Origin of the sequence: Actinosynnema sp. NPDC049800, from assembly GCF_040656635.1 — a bacterium.
Lineage (GTDB): Bacteria > Actinomycetota > Actinomycetes > Mycobacteriales > Pseudonocardiaceae > Actinosynnema.
The window spans coordinates 13,331-27,903 of sequence record NZ_JBFAMT010000030.1; the positions used below are offsets into that span (position 1 = coordinate 13,331).

A 14,573-nucleotide genomic window follows, 5' to 3' on the forward strand; every position below is an offset into this window, starting at 1 on the left:
ACACGCCCGACGAGATGATGACGGTCGCGGCGGCGCGGGCGCTGCGCGACGGAGCGGTGTGCTTCGTCGGCATCGGCCTGCCCAGCACCGCGGCCAACCTGGCCCGCCGCACGCACGCGCCGGACCTCGTGCTGGTCTACGAGTCCGGCACGATCGGCGCGAAGCCGGACCGGCTGCCGCTGTCGATCGGCGACGGCGTGCTGGCCGACACCGCGGTCAGCGTGGTCGGCGTGCCGGAGATCTTCAACTACTGGCTGCAACCGGGCCGGATCGACGTCGGCTTCCTCGGCGCGGCCCAGCTGGACCGGTTCGGCAACATCAACACGACCGTGATCGGCGGCGACTACCGCAACCCCGGCGTGCGGCTGCCCGGCGCGGGCGGCGCCCCGGAGATCGCCGCGTCGTGCCGCGAGGTGGTCGTGGTGGTGCGGCAGACCGAACGCGCGTTCGTGGAGCGGGTCGACTTCGTCACCTCGTTCGGCTTCGGCTCCGGGCCGGGCGGGCGCGAGGAGCTCGGCCTGACCGGCGCCGGGCCGCGACTGGTGATCACCGACCTCGGCGTGCTGCGGCCCGACCCGCGCACCTGCGAGCTGGTGCTGACCTCGTTGCACCCCGGCGTCGACCTGGCGACCGCGCGCGAGCGCACCGGGTGGGACCTCAAGGTCGCCGACGAGCTGGACCGCGGCGAACCACCCACCGACCGCGAGCTCGCCGTGCTCCGCGAGCTGACCCGCTAGACCACCCCTCGGCACGACGAACAGGAGAACCCGGTGCCGACCCACCTGCCGCACACCTACCGGCCGGACACGCCGTCACACCCGCCGGTGGCCTTCCCCGAGTACCGGTCCAACGTGCTGCGGGCGCCGCACCGGCCGTTCGAGCTGCTGCCGCAGCGGCTCGGCGAGATCACCGGGCCGCTGCTCGGCGAGGGCCGCGTCGGTCCGCACGACAACGACCTGACCCTCGGCCACGACGGCGAGCCGCAGGGCCAGCGCATCATCGTCGCCGGCCGCGTGCTCGACGGCGACGGCCGGCCGGTCGCGGGCACCCTGCTGGAGGTGTGGCAGGCCAACGCGGGCGGCCGGTACCGGCACGACGCCGACCGGCACCCCGCGCCGCTGGACCCGAACTTCACCGGCGTCGGCCGCGTCGTCACCGACGCCGAGGGCCGGTACTCGTTCACCACCATCCAGCCGGGCGCGTACCCGTGGCGCAACCACGACAACGCCTGGCGGCCCGCGCACATCCACTTCTCGCTGTTCGGCACCGCGTTCACCCAGCGGCTGATCACCCAGATGTACTTCCCGGGCGACCCGCTGTGCGCCCACGACCCGATCTTCAACTCGGTCCGCGACCCGAAGGCCCGCGAGGCGATGGTGGCCCGGTTCGACCTGGACACCACCGTGCCCGAGTGGGCGCTCGGCTACCGGTGGGACATCGTGCTGCGCGGCAAGAACCCCACGCCGCTGGACGAGGAGGACGACGATGAGTGAGCTCCGGACGACCCCGTCGCAGACCGTCGGCCCGTTCTTCTCGTTCGGCCTGGTGTGGCCCGACGGCCCGTACGTGGTGCCCGAGGGCACGCCGGGCGCGTTCCGGATCGCCGGGACGGTGTACGACGGCGCGGGCGTGCCGGTGCCCGATGCGGTGGTCGAGACCTGGCAGGCCGACCCCGAGGGCCGGTTCGACCACCCCGACGACCCGCGCGGCGCGGTGCGCTGGAAGGATTTCCGCGGCTTCGGCCGCAGCGCCACGGACCCCGAGGGGCGGTACTCGCTGCTGACCGTCAAGCCCGGCCCGCTGCCCGCGACCGGCGGCGGTGCGGCGGCGGACGGCGTGCAGGCACCCCACCTCGACGTGTCGGTGTTCTGCCGGGGCATGCTGGTGCGACTGGTCACCCGGATCTACTTCCCCGACGAGGAGGCCAACGCCGACGACCCGGTGCTCACCTCGATCGACCCGGCCAGGCGGCCCACGCTCATCGCCGAGACGGAGCCACCTGGCTACCGCTTCGACATCCACCTGCAAGGGGAGCATGAAACCGTCTTCTTCGACCTCTGAGCACGGCGGCCGGTCGTCCGGGCCGCGCGAACCGGGCACGCGCTCGCTCTGGGGCACGCTGTTCACCGACCCGGACGTGGACGACGAGACCTGCGACCGGGCGTGGCTGCGCGCCATGCTGGACTTCGAGCGCGCGCTGGCGATCGTGCAGGCCAGGGCGGGCATCGTGTCCGAGGAGGCCGCCCGGATGGTCGTCACGGCCATCGACGTCGGCCACTACGACCCGGTCGCCCTCGGCGAGGGCGCCCTCACGTCGGGCACGCCCGTCGTGCCGCTGGTCCGGGCGATCGGCGCGCACGTCACCCCCGAGGGGCGTGCGGCCGTGCACAACGGCGCCACCAGCCAGGACGTGCTCGACACGGCGTTGTCGCTGGTCGCGTTCCGCGCGCTCGGGCCGATCCTGGAAGGGCTGCGCGGCGTGGCCGCCGAGTGCGAACGGCTCGCGCGACGGCACCGGGACACCCTGATCGCCGGCCGCACGCTGACCCAGCACGCCCTGCCGACCACGTTCGGGCTCAAGTGCGCGGGCTGGCTGGTCGCGGTGGACGAGGCCGAGACCGCCCTGACCCGCGTGCGCACGCAGCGGCTGGCCGTGCAGTTCGGCGGCGCGGCGGGCACGCTGGCCGCGGTCGGCCCGGGCGGCGACCTGACCGCGGAGCTGGCCGCCCAGCTCGGCCTGACCGCGCCGCTGATCCCGTGGCACACCAACCGGACCAGGGTGGCCGAGCTGGCGGGCGCGCTCGGCGAGGCGTCCGGGGTGCTGGCCAAGATCGCGCAGGACGTGGTGCTGCTGGCGCAGACCGAGGTCGCCGAGGTGGCCGAGGCCGACGGCGGCACGTCGTCGGCGATGCCGCACAAGCACAACCCGGTGCGCGCGGTGCTGGTGACCGCGTGCACCCGCCGCGTGCCGGGGCTGGTGGCCACGGTGCTGTCGGCGATGGCGCAGGAGCACGAACGCGCGGCCGGCGCGTGGCACAGCGAGTGGCAGACCGTCACCGAGCTGCTGCGGCTGGTCGGCGGCGCGGTGCGCGGCACCCGTGAGCTGCTGTCGCGGTTGCGGGTCGACCCGGAGCGGATGCGCCGCAACCTGGACCTGACCGGCGGGCTGCTGATGGCCGAGAACGTGGCCGTGCGGCTGGCGAGGCGGATCGGCCGGTCGGAGGCGCAGGAGCTGGTCGCCGAGGTGTGCCGGACCGCGGTGGCGGCCGGGCTTTCGCTGCGCGACGCGCTGCTGGCCGACCTGCGGATCGGCTTGTCGGAGAAGGAGATAGACGACGCGCTCGACCCGGCCGGGTACACCGGCGCCGCGGGCGAGTTCACCGACCGCGCCCTCGCGGCGCACCGGGGGAGGAGCCGGCCGTGAAGCCGCACTACGAGTTGAGCGGGCCGCCGGACGCGCCGGTCCTCGTCCTGGGCAACTCGCTGGGCACCACGACCGCGTTGTGGGACCGGCAGCTGCCCGTGCTGCACCGGCGGTTCCGGGTGCTGCGCTACGACCACCGGGGCCACGGTGGTTCCCCGGCGGGGCCCGGCCCGTACCGGATCGACGACCTCGCCGACGACGTGCTGGAGCTGCTGGACGCGCTGGGGCTGGCCAAGGTGTCGTACTGCGGCGTGTCGATGGGCGGCATGGTCGGCATGTGGCTGGCCGGGCACGCGCCGGAGCGGATCGAGCGGCTGGTGCTGTGCTGCACGGCGGCCGGGTTCCCGTGCGCGCGACCGTGGTTGGACCGCGCGGCGGCCGTGCGGTCGTCGGGCACCGGTTCGATCGCGGCCGCGGCCGCCGGTCGCTGGTTCACCCCGGCGTTCCGCTCCCGCTCGCCCGAGGTGGTGGCCGCGTTCGAGGCCGGTCTGTCCGAAGTGGACGACGAGGGGTATGCGGCGTGCTGCGAGGCGTTGGCGGCGATGGACTTGCGGTCCGTGCTGCCGGTGATCGAGGCGCCGACGGTGGTCGTCGCGGGTGCGGACGACGAGGCCACGCCACCGGACTGGGGTCGTTTCATCGCCGACTCGGTGCCGGGCGCGTCGTTCCACGTCGTGCCCGGGGCGCACCTGGCGAACGTGGAGGCGGCCGACGAGGTGTCGGCGATCCTGGAGGCGCACCTGTGAGCTTCGACGAGGGCATGCGCGTGCGGCGGGAGGTGCTCGGCGACGAGCACGTCGACCGGGCGGTCGCGAACACCGACGCGTTCACCGCGGATTTCCAGGACTTCATCACCCGCTACGCGTGGGGCGAGGTGTGGACCCGGCCCGGCCTGGACCGGCGGGCGCGGTCCTGCGTCACGCTGGCGGTGCTGGCCGCGCTGGGGCACGAGCACGAGCTGGCGATGCACGTGCGCGCGGCGTTGCGCAACGGCGTGACGGCGGAGGAGATCAAGGAAGTGCTGCTGCAGGTGGGCGTCTACGCGGGCGTCCCGGCCGCGAACCGCGCGTTCGCCGTGGCCCAACCGATCCTGGCGTCGGACTGACCCGCGGCCGACGGCGCCGGCACGGGGCCGGCGCCGTCGGCGAGTCGATCACTGACCGCGGACCTCGGACTTCACCTGCTGCCCGGACTGGCGGGCGTGCTGGCCGACCTCCTGGGCCGAGCCCTTGGCCTGCTCGACGGTCGTCTGCGTGGCCTCCTGGGCGACCTGCTTGACCTGGTCGGCGGCCTCGCCGACCATCGTGCCGGCGTCGTCCTTCAGCTTCTGCGCGGACTCCGTCAGCGCCTCCTTCACCGGCTCGACGGCGCCACTGGCGCGTTCGCTGAGCTGTCGGACGGCGTCCTGCTCGGCCCGCGTCGCCGGGATCAGCGTCGCGACCAGCGCACCCGCGCCGAACGCGATCAGCCCCGCCGCCAGCGGGTTGCCGCGGGCCTGTTGCCGTGCCTGGTGGGGCGCCTGCTGCACGGCGTGCGCGGCCTCTTGTGCCTTCTCGCCGACGGTGGACGCGGCCTGCTGGGCCTTGTCCCCGACGGTCGAGGCGGCATCCTGCGCGCGCTCGCCGACGGTGGTGGCCATGCCCGCCGTCCGGTCCTGCACCGTGGCGGCGGTCTCCGGAACCGTGCCCATGACTCGCTCCTTCAACGTGCTCATGCGGTGTCGGACCCGGTCTGCCCGGCGGTGCGCGATGTTGCGCGGCCTGGCGTGGTCGACGATCCGGTTGGCGTCCGCCACCAGCTCGGCGCGGGTGCGGTCGATGTCGTGCCTTATTTGGTCGGGTGACGGGCCCATTCCGCGTCCTCCTTCAAGGTCTCGATGGTGCGCTCCGGCTTGGGGTTGACCTTCCGCAGCCGAGCGCGGCCGGTGGAGAACAGGGCGAACCCGGCGACGGCCCACAGCACGGCGACGACGAGCGTCGCCCAGCCCAGGCCCATGAACGTCGCCAGGCCGAACGCCAGCGCGAGGCTGAGCAGCACCGCGGTCATGTAGCCCGCGAAACCGGCCGCCCCGAGCATCCCGGCGGCCTTGCCCGCCTTGGTCGCCTCCTGCCGGATCTCGGCCTTGGCGAGCTCGAGCTCCTGGCGCATCAGCCGGGACAGGTCTTCGGCCAGGTCGCCGACGAGCCGGCCCAGCGAGGGCTCCTCCTCGACCGGCGGCACGGCTCCGGGAGGCGGTGTCGCTCCGGTCGCCGGTACCGCGCCGCTCGGCACGCGGCTCTCCGGCACCTGCCCCCGCGGTACCCGCCCACCGGCCAAGCGGGTCGTCTCAGCGCTGGACATACGGCGATCCCTCCGGCTGGTAAGGGGCGCGCGGCGTCGGCGCGCCGTACTCGGACGGCACCGGCGACGGTGACGACGGCGTCGCGCTCGGCGGCGGCACGGCGGTCGGCGTGGTCACCGGCGTCGTCGGCACCTGGTCGGTGTAGCCGCGCTGCACCTGCTGCGGCTGGTCGGAGGCGCTCATGCTCTTCGCGGCGCGGGCGACCAGGAAACCGGCCACCGCCGCGCCGATCAGGAACGTCCCCGGCTTGCGCCGCGCGAAGTCCTGGGCGGAGTCGAGCAGCCCGCGCGCACCCCGTTCGTCGAGGTACCGCGCAGCCTGCCGACCGGCGTCGGAGACCTGGCGCAACGCGCCCGCGGTCAGCGAGTCGGGGCCCGAGCCGTCGGCCATCGTGCCCAGCTCGTCGGCGATCCGGTCGATCTGCCGCGACACCCGCCGCGCCTGCTCCTCGGCCTCGGTCGCGACCCGCTCCCGCATGTCGTGCACCACGTGCTTGGCCTGGCCCGTCGCCTCGTGGGCCACCTGCCCGACCTGCTCGCGCGCGGTCGAACGCACGTCACCGGCCGCCTGCCTGGCGTGCTGCGCCACGGCCGCGCCCTCCTGTCCGGCGGTCTCGCGGACCGCACCCACCTGGTTCTCGTCCACGACTGACTCCTCAAGGTCGGCGTGCTCTCCCTACCCAGCTACCCCCGTGGCCGACGCCTAATCACCCTCGCGACGACGGCGATCCCGACGCGCGCCGCCGTTCGCGCGCTGCCGCGGAATAGCCGACAAATGTGTGACGACCCTGCGGCCGGTGTTTCGGCCGCAGGGTCGTCGTGGGTAGTCGGTTGATTATCCGGTCAGTCGGTCAGAACGAGAAGACGGTGCCCGTCTCCTGCTCCATCACGCACTCGTTCGGGAATTCCTCCACGTACTGCACGGGAGTGCCGCGCCAGGAGCCGAACGCGACCACGGTCACCGGCCGGTAGTCGAACGTGCACACCTGCGGCTCGGTGCCCGCCAACTGCGTGAAGTCACCGTCGGCGGCCGCGATCTCACCGCAGGCGGCCTGCGCCGCGCGGTGGTCGCCCGCCGCCGGGTCGCAGGTCAGTCGGGTGCTCTCGACACCGGTCTCCTCCTGGTAGACCGCCAGCACGAGGTCCGTCTCCGGCGGCGCGGCGGCCGCCGTCCCGGTGGCGATCAGCGGAGCGGCCAGCAGGCCGGACGCGAACAGGGAAGCCATGAGGGTTCGTGTTCGTCGCATGGCCCCGGGGTGACCCGATCGGGTGGCACGTATTCGGACGGATTCCCATCTCACCGGGATGTCGTAATCTGTGAATTAACGTTTCCAATTCGTCCGGAATAGCTCACCAAGTGGGTCGCGCGCTGATCCCGCCGTCCACCACCAGGTCATTTCCGGTGATCCAGGACGCCATCGGGGAGGCGAGGAAGACGCAGGCGTCACCAACGTCCTCGGGTCGACCGAGCCGGCCGAGCGGCGCGGCCCTCGTCCACCGGTCGACCCCGTCGGGCCAGTCCTCCGCCAGCCCGGGCCGGTCGACGAGGCCGGGTGAGACGGTGTTGACGCGGATGCCGCGCGGCCCGTACTCCAGCGCGGCCGACCGCGCGTGCATGATCAGGGCGGCCTTGGACGCGCTGTAGTGCGCGTGCCCGGCGGCGGGACGCGAGCCCTCGACCGAGGCGATGTGGGTGACCGAACCGCCCGCCGGCAACACCTCGGCGGCGGCCTGCGTGCAGGAGAACGCGCTGGTGAGGTTCACGTCCACCACCGCGCGCCACTGCGCGGCCGTCATGCCCGGCAGGTCCTGCACCGGCTGCACGCCCGCGTTGTTGACCACCGCGTCCAGCCGGCCACCCCACTCCGCCGCTTCACGCACCAGCCGACGGCACTCGTCCTCGTCGGCGAGGTCGGCCCGGATCCCGATCGCCCGGCCGCCGCTCTCGGTGATCCGCGCGACGAGCTCCGACACGTCACTGCGCCGGCTGTGCGCCACCACCGCCGCACCGGCCCGCGCGAACCGCGCCGCGATCCCGTGCCCTATGAGCCCACCGGCCCCGGTGACGAGCGCGACCGTGTTGACGAGAAGTCCTGTCACGGGCACGGAGGGTAGCGCCACAAGGGCGCGCGCCCTTCCCGCCGGCCGAACCCGAGTTCGGGTGCTCACCAAGGGTTCCCGGTCCGGTCACCGGGCCGAGCGGTACCTTCCGGGTTCTTGCCCTGCCCTGCCACCCGCTCGACCTGGGCGAGGACGCGTTGCGGGCCTTGTTCGGCTTCGTCCTGGAAGGCCTGCCCGACGCGGCGGACGTCGACGCGGACCAGGTGCTCCTGCACGGGTTCCGGGTGACCGACCCGAGGTGAAGGCCGGGTCTCAGACCGGTGCGAGGGGGCTGTGGGGTTCGCTGGGGAGCTCGACCCGGATCTCGTCGCCGGGGCGGATCTCGCCGCCCACGAGGACGACCGACATGATGCCCGCCTTGCGGACCACGTTGCCGTGCTCGTCGCGGCCGACGACCTGCTTGAGCAGGCCGTCCTGGAACCCGTCGATCTGCGGGCACGGGTTGCGCAGGCCCGTCACCTCGACCACCGCCTCGGCGCCCAGGTGCAGGCGGGTGCCGGTCGGCAGCGCGAGCAGGTCGACACCGCGCGTCGTCACGTTCTCGCCCAGTTGGCCCGGCTCGACGGAGAAGCCCGAGGTGTGCAGCTCGTCGTGCAGCTCGGCGTGCATCAGGTGGACCTGGCGCAGGTTCGGCTGCGTGGGGTCGCGCTTGACGCGCGACCGGTGCTTCACCGTGACGCCCTGGTGCACGTCGCCCTCGACGCCGAGCCCGGCGAGCAGGGTGATCGAGTCCTGGTTGGGCTTGGTGAACGTGTACTCCCCGCTCCGGCTCACGGCCGTGATCGTCCCCATGCGCCCGACCCTACCGAAGTGAGACTTTCGGGCCCGGCGGCGATATGAGTAGTGCACACCTTTCTGGGGACGACGGTGAAGATCATGGATGACGAGTTGAACCACCGGGCACGCGCATTGCTGCGCGCGGTCGCCGCGGGACGCGCCGAGGTGACCCGCAGCAGCGAGCCCGACCTGAAGGTCGACGGCCTGCTGTGCTGCGACCAGGGCGCGGCGCGGGAGCTGGCGCACGCCGGGCTGCTCCGTCCGGCGCAACGCGACGACTCCGGGCCGTGGGTCCCGGCCGAGCTGACGCCCGCGGGCCGCGCGGTGCTCGCCTGACCCGTGCCGGCCGACGCCCGAACGGGGCGCGCCTGTCCGGGTCGTCCTCGGCTTCCCGACTCTTGACGCTGCGTGCACGGAGCGGTTGACTGCGTGTCCGTAACCGGTTTCGGTACCGGTTCCGGGTCGCCGTTGACCGTAGTCGAGGAGTGCACTGTGCGAGTCACGATCGCCGAAGTCGCCCAACGCGCCCAGGTGAGCAAGGCGACCGTGTCCCGCGTCCTCAACGGCAAGCCGGACGTCGACGCGGCGACCGCGGCACGCGTGCGCCAGGTGATCGCGGACGTCGGGTACGTGCCCAGCGCGCGTGCGGTCGGGTTGGCCCGCGGGCGGGCGAGGACGGTGGGGATGCTGGTCCCGTCGTTGACCTGGCCGTGGACCGGTGAGGTGGTGCAGGGCGCGGTGGACGAGCTGGAGGCCGAGGGCTACGGGCTGCTGCTCTACACCGTGAACCGGGGTGCCGAGTCGTTGGCGCAGTTCGCCAGCCACGTGTCCGCGAAGGCGTTCGACGGGCTGCTGGTGATCGAGCCGCCGGACACGTTGAGCTACATCGAGACCCTGCACGACCAGGGGCTGCCCGTCGTGATGATCGACGACCGGGGCAGCCGGCCCGGGTTCCCGTCGGTGTGCACGACGAACCGGGAGGGCGCGCAGGCGGCGGCGCAGCACCTGGTGGCGGCCGGCCGCACGGGGTTCGCCGTGGTGACCGGGCCGGCGAACTTCGGGTGCGTGCGCGAGCGGTTGGACGGGTTCCTGGACGCGCTCGGGGCCGCGGGCGTGCACGTCGACCCGCGGCTGGTGGTGGAGGGCGACTTCGGCACCGACCGCGGCGCGGTGGCGACCGAGAAGCTGATGGCCACCGGGTTGCGCTTCGACGCCGTCTTCGCGCAGAACGACCTGTCCGCGCTCGGGGTGATCCGGGCGCTCAACGCCGCCGGGCGGAAGGTGCCCGACGACGTCGCCGTGGTCGGCTTCGACGACATACCGATCGCCGCGCACGCCGAGCTGACCACGGTGCGCCAGCCGATGCGGGAGATGGGCGAGGCCGCCGCGCGCCTGCTGCTGTCCCGGCTGGAAGGCGCGGCGCCGACGCGGGAACCGGTCGTGCTGCCGACGACCTTCGTCGCCCGCCGCACGGGCTGATCGGCGCTTTTCGTCGCCGACGACACGTTTCGGCTTGACGGCGGTCCGTCCCGGGTACCACCCGGGTGATCGTCAGGGGGACGGAACGACGTTGGGAGTCGACAATGCCTTGGGTTGAACGCCATCGCCGCCGCCTGCCGCACAGCTGGTTCCGCACCACGTCGGTGGAGCGGCACTACCGCAGGTCGCCCGCCACCATCCCGACCGTGATCGCGGTGGTCCTCGCGATCGTCCTGCTGATCGTGCTGTTCTGACGGCGACGCCGCGCTGGAGCGGGTCGCGATGACCCGGTACGACGTGGTGGTGCTGGACCTGGACCTGCCCGAGGTGCACGGTGACGACGTGTGCCGGGCCGTCTTGCGACGGTGGCAGGGCTCGGTGCGGGTGTCGAGTTCGCTGGTGCTGTCGCCGCGTGTGGGTGGCGGGATCGTTGCTACGGAGGGGTTTTCGTCGAAGTCCTGTTGATGTCGGTGTCGCCGGCTTCGCCCTGCCGGCGAGCGCCGTCGCCGAGGAACCCGCATGACCGACGAGAACCGCACCGTGCCGTGGGTCGCGACCGGCGGCACGGCGGTGCTCAAGCGCGGCGAGCGGGTGTCGGCCTCGGAGATCGCGCAGGGCGACCGCGTCACCGCGATCAACACGCCGGGTGGCAAGGCGGGCGGCGCGGCGCGTCATCATCCACGGCGCCGAGGACGACTAGTGAGCTAGCAGCACTTCGCCCCGCTGTTCCCGATCCTCCGAGGGCTCCCGGCTGTTCCAGTTCTGGGAACGGCCGGGAGCCCGTCGAGCTGACGCGGCCGGTCCTGCTGGTCGAACAACCCCGCCGGGCGGCGGCACGCCGACCCGTTCGCGCACAGCGGCTCCACGCACCAGGCGTCCCGGCCAACCGGCGGCGTCAGGACCGCGTGCCCGACCAGGCCGCCCACAGCTCGGCGTACCGACCGCCGGCGGCCAGCAGCTCCTCGTGCGTGCCGCTCTCCACCACCCGGCCCGCCTCCATCACCACCACGCGGTCCGCCGTCACGGCCTGGGTCAGGCGGTGCGCCACCAGCAGACCGGTCCGCCCGTCCAACGCCCGCGCCGCCGCCTCCTCCAGCTCGCGCGCGCCCGCGCTGCCCGCGTCGGCGGTCGCCTCGTCGAGGATCGCCACCGGCGGATCGGCCAGCACGAGCCGTGCCAGCGCCAGCTGCTGCGCCTGCGCCACGGTCAACCGGTGCCCGCCCTCGCCGACCACGGTCGCCAGGCCCGACGGCAGCGCGGAGGCCCAGCCGAGCGCCCCCACCCGCGCCAACGCCGCCCCGATCTCGTCGTCGGTGGCCCCCGGGCGGGCCAGCCGCAGGTCCTCGGCCAGCGGACCGGCGAAGACGTGCACCTCCTGCGTGATCAACGCGACCGACCGCTCGGCGGACGCCAGCTCCACCCCGCCGATGCTGATGCACCCCGTAGTCGGCTCGTGCACCCCCGCGATCAGCTTCGCCAACGTGGTCTTGCCCGCGCCGGAGGCCCCGACCAGCGCCACCCGCTCGCCCGCGGCCAGCTCCAGGTCGACGTCCCGCAGCACCGGGTGACCGTCCACGTAGGAGTACGAGACGCCGGCCAGCTTGATCGTGGTGTCCGCGGGCCGCACCCGGCCCTCCAGCACGGGCATCGGCTCGTCGGTCACGCCCACCAGCCGGGACAGCGACGCGGTGGCGGCCTGCGCGTCGTCGGCCAGCGCCAGGGCGGCGTTGATCGGGTTGAACAGGCTGTGGAAGTACAGCGCCGCGGCGGTCGCCGTGCCCACCGACGCCGTACCGGCGCCGACCAGCCAGAACCCGGTCACCAGCACGCCCGCCAGCCCGATGAACTCGGCCGCGTTGAGCCGACCGTAGAACCGGGTCAGCAGCCGGATGCCGCGCAACGCGAGGTCCACCGCCTGCTGCGACCGCGACCGGACCTGCGCCACGTGCGCCGGGGCCAACCCGAACGTCCGCACGGTCGCCGCACCGCCGATGGAGTCCAGCAACTGCTGTTGCTGCACGCCCACGGCGACGCGCTGCGCCGCGTACAGCTTCACCGCGCGCCCGCCGTACCACCGCACGGTGTGCACGTGGATCGGCATCGCCAGCAGCACGGGGATCAGGAACCGCCAGTCCAGCACCGCGATGCCGACGACGGTCAGCCCGATGGTCAGCGCGGAGCGCGCCATCACCGGCAGCGCGTTGCGCACCGCGTCGGCGATCACCTGCACGTCCCGCGTCACCCGCGAGGTCAGGTCGCCGGAGCCCGCCTTCTCCACCCGCTCCAGCGGCAGGTGCAGCGCCCGTTCCACGAACTTCTCGCGCAGGTCGGCGAGCATCCCCTCGCCCAGCCGCGCCACCAACGACGTGCCGAACGCCGTCGACACGCCCTGGACGACCGCGACCAGCACCAACACCACCACGGGCCAGGCGATGGCGGAGGACCCCGCGCCCACCAGGTCCACGATCCGGCCGAGCACCGGCGCGGTGAGCAGCCCCACCGCCGTGCCCGCCAGCAGCACCAGCAGCGCCGCCCACGCCAACGCGCGGCGCGGCCGGACCAGGTCGCCGACCGCCGCCCACGTCCGGGCGGCGGAAGCGGTCGCCAGCAACTCGCGCATCAGCCCAACACCACCAGTCGGTAGTCCTCGTCCGCCACCAGGTCCGCGTGCGCGCCGGACGAGACGACGGCGCCGTCGGCCAGGAACACCACGCGGTCCGCGGCGGCCAGCAGCGCCGGGCTCGTGGCCACCACGATCGTCGTCGACCCGGCCCGCATCCGCTTGATCCCGGCGGCCAGCGACACCTCCGTCACCGCGTCCACCGCGGTCGTCGGGTCGTGCACCACCAGCACCGGGGGAGCGGCGGCCAGGGCGCGCGCCAGCGCCACCCGCTGCCGCTGCCCGCCCGACAGCGACCGGCCGCGTGCCGAGATCACCGTGTCCAACCCGTCGGGCAACGCCCGCGCCACGTCGTCCACCCGTGCCGCCTCCAACGCCTCGCCCAGCCTCGCCCCGCCGGCCGCCACGTTGTCCCGCACCGACCCCTCGAACAGGTCCGCGTCGTGCGCCGCGACCAGCACCGCCGCCCGCAGCGCCGAACCCTCCACAGTGGACAGCGGCACGCCGTCCACCGCCACCGCGCCGGCCGCGGGGTCCACCTCCCGCGCCAGCACGGCCAGCAACGACACCGCGTCCGCCGGATCACGGGCGACCACACCGAGCAGCTCGCCGGGCGACGCGGTCAACGACACACCGCGCAACGACCCGGACACCACGTCGGTCAGCTCGACCCGCCCGGCCACCGGTGACGGCAGGGGCGACGAACCCGGCGGCACGTCCGGGGGAGCGGCCAGCACCTCGGCGACCCGCGCCGCCGACGCCCGGCCCTGCGCCAGCAGCCCGTTGACCCAGGAGAAGATCGACAGCGGCCACAGCAGGAACTGCGCCAACCCGACCGCGGCCACCAACTGGCCGACGGTGATCGTCCCCGCCGCGGCCAGGTGCCCGCCGACCAGCGCCACGATCGCCAGGAACACGCCGGTCATCGCCAGCATCGAGCCGTCCAGCCAGGCCCGCGACTTGGCCGCGCGGATCGCGGCCTCCATGGACGACCGGCTGGTCACCCGGTACCGCCGCGCCGCCGTGGCCTCCGCGCCGATGCCCTTCAACGCCCGCAGCCCGGCGACCAGGTCGGCCGCGACCCCGGACGCCAGCGCGGCCCGGTCCTGCTCGGCGTCGCTGCGCCGTTCGAGTGGTTTGCCGAGCACGTGCGCCAGGCCGAGCAGGACCGGCGCCGCCACCAGCACCAGCAGCCCGAGCACCCACGACACCCGCAGCAACGCCACCGCGCCCACCAGCACGCCGATCACCGCCGAGAACGCGATGGGCAGCGCCAGGTTCACCTGCCCGACGCGCTGCGCGTCGCTGGTCGCGATGTTCGCCAGCTCCCCGGACAGCCTGCCGTGCGCCGCGCCGCCGTCCGCCGAGAGCACCCGCGCGGCCAACGTCGACCGCACCTCGTGCGCGGCCTGGTGCGACGCCTTCTCCCCGCTGCGCAAGGAGAAGCGGAAGCTCAACGACAGCGCCACGAACACCGCGGCCAGCACGCCGATCCAGAGCACCAGCCGCCCGCTCGCGCCGGTGCGCACCGCTTCGTCGATCACCACGCCGATCAGGAGGGGCACCGCGGCCTCGCCGGCCTGGTGCGCCGCGCCGAGCGCCGACGCGACGGTCACCGACTTCCACTGCCCGGTCACCGCACCTTTGAGGACATCGGTCCTGAGGTCGGTTTTCACCCCTGTGCCCGCCTTCCGCTGAGTGCTAGGTGAGGCTACCCTAATCAGAAGAGAGGCCTGGATCACTCCCGCGGAGGATCAACTTAGGTTAGGGTAACCAAAGTTTGATCACGCCCTGTTCTCGCACCGATGGGAC

General features: G+C 73.7%; 20 protein-coding genes. 12 read left to right on the top strand and 8 right to left on the bottom strand.

Annotated features, from left to right (window positions below):
- Positions 1-14 precede the first annotated feature (14 nt).
- Genes AB0I91_RS28035 through pcaC form a run of 6 tightly spaced genes read left to right on the top strand, consistent with a single transcriptional unit; the run spans position 15 to position 4,529 of the window.
- Positions 15-737: a CoA-transferase subunit beta gene (locus AB0I91_RS28035; protein ID WP_498773464.1), complete on the top strand. Its 723-nt coding sequence runs from the start codon at positions 15-17 to the stop codon at positions 735-737.
- A gap of 33 nt (positions 738-770) precedes the next feature.
- Complete coding sequence (gene pcaH / locus AB0I91_RS28040; protein ID WP_498773272.1) at positions 771-1,493, top strand: protocatechuate 3,4-dioxygenase subunit beta; 723 nt, start codon at positions 771-773, stop codon at positions 1,491-1,493.
- On the top strand, positions 1,486-2,061 hold the full coding sequence (pcaG, locus tag AB0I91_RS28045; RefSeq protein WP_498773274.1) for a protocatechuate 3,4-dioxygenase subunit alpha: 576 nt from the start codon (positions 1,486-1,488) through the stop codon (positions 2,059-2,061). The genes pcaH and pcaG overlap by 8 nt, the downstream gene beginning before the upstream one ends.
- On the top strand, positions 2,036-3,424 hold the full coding sequence (gene pcaB, locus AB0I91_RS28050) for a 3-carboxy-cis,cis-muconate cycloisomerase (RefSeq protein WP_498773276.1): 1,389 nt from the start codon (positions 2,036-2,038) through the stop codon (positions 3,422-3,424). Before pcaG ends, pcaB begins: the two co-directional genes overlap by 26 nt.
- The gene (gene pcaD / locus AB0I91_RS28055; protein WP_498773278.1) at positions 3,421-4,170 is read left to right on the top strand and encodes a 3-oxoadipate enol-lactonase; all 750 of its coding nucleotides are present in this window, start codon (positions 3,421-3,423) and stop codon (positions 4,168-4,170) included. Before pcaB ends, pcaD begins: the two co-directional genes overlap by 4 nt.
- On the top strand, positions 4,167-4,529 hold the full coding sequence (gene pcaC / locus AB0I91_RS28060) for a 4-carboxymuconolactone decarboxylase (protein WP_498773280.1): 363 nt from the start codon (positions 4,167-4,169) through the stop codon (positions 4,527-4,529). Before pcaD ends, pcaC begins: the two co-directional genes overlap by 4 nt.
- A 48-nt stretch (positions 4,530-4,577) precedes the next feature.
- Here the strand turns inward: pcaC and AB0I91_RS28065 are convergent, their stop codons facing one another.
- From AB0I91_RS28065 to AB0I91_RS28085, 5 genes are all read right to left on the bottom strand, one after another.
- Positions 4,578-5,276: a DUF3618 domain-containing protein gene (locus tag AB0I91_RS28065; protein ID WP_498773282.1), complete on the bottom strand. Its 699-nt coding sequence runs from the start codon at positions 5,274-5,276 to the stop codon at positions 4,578-4,580.
- Positions 5,252-5,764 carry a phage holin family protein gene (locus AB0I91_RS28070; protein WP_498773284.1) on the bottom strand — a complete coding sequence of 171 codons (513 nt, stop codon included), beginning with the start codon at positions 5,762-5,764 and terminating at the stop codon, positions 5,252-5,254. Before AB0I91_RS28070 ends, AB0I91_RS28065 begins: the two co-directional genes overlap by 25 nt.
- Positions 5,751-6,410 carry a hypothetical protein gene (locus AB0I91_RS28075; protein WP_498773286.1) on the bottom strand — a complete coding sequence of 220 codons (660 nt, stop codon included), beginning with the start codon at positions 6,408-6,410 and terminating at the stop codon, positions 5,751-5,753. The genes AB0I91_RS28070 and AB0I91_RS28075 overlap by 14 nt, the downstream gene beginning before the upstream one ends.
- 205 nt (positions 6,411-6,615) lie before the next feature.
- Positions 6,616-6,990: an SSI family serine proteinase inhibitor gene (locus tag AB0I91_RS28080; protein ID WP_498773288.1), complete on the bottom strand. Its 375-nt coding sequence runs from the start codon at positions 6,988-6,990 to the stop codon at positions 6,616-6,618.
- 124 nt (positions 6,991-7,114) lie between these two features.
- Positions 7,115-7,864: an SDR family NAD(P)-dependent oxidoreductase gene (locus AB0I91_RS28085; RefSeq protein WP_499639607.1), complete on the bottom strand. Its 750-nt coding sequence runs from the start codon at positions 7,862-7,864 to the stop codon at positions 7,115-7,117.
- 122 nt (positions 7,865-7,986) lie between these two features.
- Here AB0I91_RS28085 and AB0I91_RS28090 point away from each other — a divergent pair, with 122 nt between their 5' ends.
- A complete protein-coding gene (locus tag AB0I91_RS28090; protein WP_498773466.1) occupies positions 7,987-8,127 on the top strand; it encodes a DUF6928 family protein in 141 nt (46 codons plus the stop codon).
- A 10-nt stretch (positions 8,128-8,137) separates the two neighbouring features.
- On the opposite strand, the gene AB0I91_RS28095 is transcribed toward AB0I91_RS28090, so the two are convergent.
- Positions 8,138-8,677: an MOSC domain-containing protein gene (locus AB0I91_RS28095; RefSeq protein WP_499639609.1), complete on the bottom strand. Its 540-nt coding sequence runs from the start codon at positions 8,675-8,677 to the stop codon at positions 8,138-8,140.
- 84 nt (positions 8,678-8,761) lie between these two features.
- On the opposite strand from AB0I91_RS28095, the gene AB0I91_RS28100 reads away from it, so the two are divergent.
- The 5 genes from AB0I91_RS28100 to AB0I91_RS28120 all read left to right on the top strand — a co-directional run bounded on the left by AB0I91_RS28100 (position 8,762) and on the right by AB0I91_RS28120 (position 10,849).
- Entirely contained in the window at positions 8,762-8,998 is a 237-nt protein-coding gene (locus AB0I91_RS28100; RefSeq protein ID WP_498773294.1) for a hypothetical protein, read from the top strand.
- 156 nt (positions 8,999-9,154) lie between these two features.
- Positions 9,155-10,141 carry a LacI family DNA-binding transcriptional regulator gene (locus tag AB0I91_RS28105; protein ID WP_499613188.1) on the top strand — a complete coding sequence of 329 codons (987 nt, stop codon included), beginning with the start codon at positions 9,155-9,157 and terminating at the stop codon, positions 10,139-10,141.
- A 104-nt stretch (positions 10,142-10,245) separates the two neighbouring features.
- Positions 10,246-10,395: a hypothetical protein gene (locus AB0I91_RS28110; RefSeq protein ID WP_499613185.1), complete on the top strand. Its 150-nt coding sequence runs from the start codon at positions 10,246-10,248 to the stop codon at positions 10,393-10,395.
- 28 nt (positions 10,396-10,423) lie between these two features.
- Positions 10,424-10,606 carry a hypothetical protein gene (locus tag AB0I91_RS28115; protein ID WP_499639611.1) on the top strand — a complete coding sequence of 61 codons (183 nt, stop codon included), beginning with the start codon at positions 10,424-10,426 and terminating at the stop codon, positions 10,604-10,606.
- Between the two features lie 54 nt (positions 10,607-10,660).
- Positions 10,661-10,849, top strand: a complete 189-nt coding sequence (locus AB0I91_RS28120; RefSeq protein ID WP_498773298.1) for a hypothetical protein — start codon at positions 10,661-10,663, stop codon at positions 10,847-10,849.
- Positions 10,850-11,036: 187 nt separating this feature from the next.
- On the opposite strand, the gene AB0I91_RS28125 is transcribed toward AB0I91_RS28120, so the two are convergent.
- Positions 11,037-12,764, bottom strand: coding sequence for an ABC transporter ATP-binding protein (locus AB0I91_RS28125; RefSeq protein ID WP_498773468.1), 1,728 nt, complete (start codon positions 12,762-12,764; stop codon positions 11,037-11,039).
- Positions 12,761-14,398 (bottom strand): ABC transporter ATP-binding protein, encoded by a 1,638-nt coding sequence (locus tag AB0I91_RS28130; protein WP_499639613.1) that lies wholly within the window; start codon positions 14,396-14,398, stop codon positions 12,761-12,763. The genes AB0I91_RS28125 and AB0I91_RS28130 overlap by 4 nt, the downstream gene beginning before the upstream one ends.
- Positions 14,399-14,573 lie beyond the last annotated feature (175 nt).